General features: G+C 39.3%; 2 protein-coding genes. Both read right to left on the bottom strand.

Annotated features, from left to right (window positions below; genetic code table 11):
- Positions 1 to 1,944, bottom strand: a 1,944-nt coding sequence (locus F6K37_RS34935) for a WD40 repeat domain-containing protein (protein WP_287255430.1), incomplete at its 3' end; no start/stop codon positions are given.
- Between the two features lie 140 nt (positions 1,945 to 2,084).
- On the bottom strand, positions 2,085 to 3,533 hold the full coding sequence (locus F6K37_RS34930; protein WP_287255428.1) for an AAA family ATPase: 1,449 nt from the start codon (positions 3,531 to 3,533) through the stop codon (positions 2,085 to 2,087).
- Positions 3,534 to 3,619 lie beyond the last annotated feature (86 nt).

The raw sequence follows: 3,619 nt of genomic DNA, 5'->3' as shown, positions 1-3,619 counted from the left end.
TGGGCTTGATTCATCTACTTTAAAATTTGAATAAATCTTAGGATATTTTTTAGATTTATTTTTGTAATTTTCATTACCAATAATCAAGCTCACAAGTAATTTCACAAAAAATAAAATATTAGTTAAAAATCCAATAATGACGGGTGATACAAACAATAATAAGTGAAAATTATCATTCAATCTGATACGAGGATAGAACTTGTGTTTAAAAATTAAAAACAAAGTTATACCTAAGCTTAATAAACTATAAAAGAAGTTAATAGCTAGTGCTTTTATCCACCAGTGAAAAAATTTATCTATAATTTCTACAAATCTATTTTGTATTCTGGAAAACCTATATGGATATTTATCAGTAGCAAAGTTAAAATTTTGCGGAATTCTTTCTAAATTATAAACTCTGACCATGTTATATGGTAAAGCCAAAATTGCTTGTTTACCATCGGTAGTAATGGTTACATCATTTACGGAATTATTATCATTGATAACTTGATTATTCTTTTCTAATAAGCCGAAATTCCACACTTTAAGGGTTTTATCGTTGGAAGCAGAAATAAATCGTTTACCATCAGGTGTAAACGCAATATCAACTATCGGAGCAGTATGACCTTCCAGTTGAGAATGAAACTTAACTTGGTCGCTTTTATTACTTGTTTCTAGATTCCAAACCCTTGAAAAATTATCACTATAAACAGCAATCAGCGACTTGCCATCAGGGGCAACCGCAATGGAATATAATTTCTCCTTTGTCTCAGGATTTTGATATGGATCGAATCGATTGAGCTCGGAAAGCACACGGCTTATGGGGTATAATTTCTCCCTTGTCTCAGGATTTTGAGATGGAGCCAGCAGGAACAACACTTCACCGCTTTCTAAATGGAAAATCGTAATAGCTCCATTATCTGATCCATAAATTAAGTGATTATCATAGGTGATAGCAACAGTTTTTACTAAATTTCTATGCTCTTGTCGAGTTAATTCTTCTTTTCCTGTTTCTAGGTTCCAGACTATGATATACTGAGAAATACCCAAAATTGATCCTGAAACCGCTTTCTTGCCATCGGGAGTAATCGCTAAAGCAACTATAGGGGTACTATGACCATTAAATGTTAATATTTCTGTACCTGTTCCTGAATTCCAGACTTTAACAGTGTTATCAGAGGCACCAGAAATTACCCTGGTTCCATCAGGAGTAACACCTACAGCATTTACAGAGTGACTATGACCATTAAATTTCAGTATTTCTTTACCTGTTGCTAAACTCCAGACTCTAACCGTATTATCCGAGGCACCAGAAATTACCTTGGTTCCATCAGGAGTAACCGCTACAGCGTTTACAGGAGCACTATGACCTGTTAATGTTCTAATTTCTGCACCTGTATTCAAATCCCACACTTTAACCGTGTGATCCGATGAACCAGAAATTACCATGGTGCCATCTGGTGTAACAGCAACTGCATTTACGGAATCACCATGACCACTAAGGGTAGATAGTAAGAGTCCAGTAGGGGCATTTAACGTAGCTCTCAAGCTACGCAAACAAGTCGTTTCGGTTTGGGGTATCTGTTGTAATAATCGTTGAATGTCTGGGGTATCAAAATCTAGTAAACGCCCTGACAGTTGCCCTGCTAATTGGGTTGCATCTTGACTTAATATATGTCTTGATAGTCGCAAGGCTCCCTGAATTAACTTCAGGGATTGTATCGTTTGCTCGCTGTAGTCTGGATGAGATAAATCTATATTATCAATCAACTCATAATCTTCAATCAGTGCCTTTATACCAAATTCAGTATGATTAAGTTTGGCTTCGATAAACTCATAATTACTCAACAAACGAGATAATTTATTAAGGTTCTCACCTTCTAACCACAAACGGGGAATTTCACCCAAGAAATGCTCTATTTCTTCTGGTGATTTTTGCCCTAACCAACTGCGAAGATTACTCATAATTCAAGGGGTACATCTCAATGCATGCTGTTTGATCCGGTGGTGCGTTACGGGGCTGGCTGTCAAAACCAAGCACGAACGAAGAGGCGGAAAATTAGGGCAACCGCCCCTAACGCACCCTACAGAACTGCGAAGATTACTCATAACTCCAGCCCCTCTGTCATATTATCGGCAATTTCAGCACTAATATTAGGTAACATCACACCTGCCGCTTGGACAATATCCTGTCGATTCAAAAAATCTCGGAAACTTTCGTGATAAAATCGATAACGTGGTGGTCGATAGCTTTCTTGCTTTTGTAAAAATTGTGCCCATCCATCAAGCACTTCCTGCACCGTGAATTCATCCTGCTTAGAATAGTTAGCAATTTTTTTACGGGAAGCAGCACGACCTAACTTACATATCACATAAACAATTTTAATTTTATCCCTGGGTAAAGGCTTGGTTGTCATCCCCATCAGTTGCCAATGGTTTTCGTAATAGCCTTGTAATCCTACCGGTAATTCATCCAAGGGTTTATCATTATAAAACCCATCGGCTATGGCTGGCAACACACAGCGCAAATACATAAAGTTATTTTCGCTTTTTCCCGCAATCTCTTCCACAAACTGCTGATTAGAGAGGGCACGTTGCTTTTTAATCCACTGACTCAATCCCTGTTTATAGTCTGGATGATTCAGCAATTGCCAAATATACTCCTTTACATCTCGATGGCTTTGTTGAGAGTTTGCCCTTAAATCCAATTCTTCGGTTGGTGTACTCGGGGATAACCGCAGCCTTTTCTCATTCTGATTATACGGTCTTCTGGTCAGGATAAAATAAACACGGTCTGGCACAATAGTCGGTAAATATAAAAGATTACCAGCTCCCTCTTGGTCAACTTCATCCAAAGCATCGACAACAATCACCAACCGTTCACCAGCAGATAAGTTTTCCCTAACCTTAGCCAACAAGGTTGATAAATCGGCATCTTGAGCATCTGGCAACTGGTAACGAGTGATCAATTGTTGACGGATTTTCCTTAGGAATAATTCTGGACGATTCATGCCCTCAGCACGACTATTAAAAAAGCAAATTGCTTCTGGGTTGTCTGATACATACTTAGCAGCAATGGCACTTTTACCCATCCCAGCATCACCAATAACAGTAAAGTAGCCCTGAGCAGTTTTGCTGAAGAAGTTTTCAATAGCCTTAAAGACAAACTCACGTCCGCAAAATAAGTGAGTTTTGTCTTGAATAAATTGTTCAAACTCTGGTGGTAACTGCTGTTGAGGCTCCCAGTCTTTTCTGTCAACGATATCAGTTGGTTTAAGATTTAGAACCTTGCAAATATTTCTAACTGCCCATCGTTCCACTCCATGGGGACAATCTTTAGTACCAAGCAAGCGTTTAACGGTATCGACAGAGACACGGGCTTGTTGTGCTAGTTTCTCTTGAGTTAGTCTAGCGTCTTTGTAAGCTTGTTTGAGTCTGGCTTTACCTTGCTGACTCGATCGCACTTTGTCAGATTCAAGCATTTTGATTTTAGGGAGTCGGGAGTCGGGAGTCGGGAGTCGGGAGTCGGGAGTCGGGAGTAGGTAAGCAAGCATTCAGCGGTCAGCGGTCAGCGGTCAGCCGTTAGCTTTGTGGCACAGGCTTCGACGTTGTGACTTTACGCTTACCTGTTTTCTTCAAA

Origin of the sequence: Moorena sp. SIO4E2 (assembly GCF_010671945.1) — a bacterium.
GTDB classification, from domain to species: Bacteria; Cyanobacteriota; Cyanobacteriia; order Cyanobacteriales; family Coleofasciculaceae; genus Moorena; species Moorena producens.
This window is presented reverse-complemented; position numbering and strand designations above follow the sequence as displayed.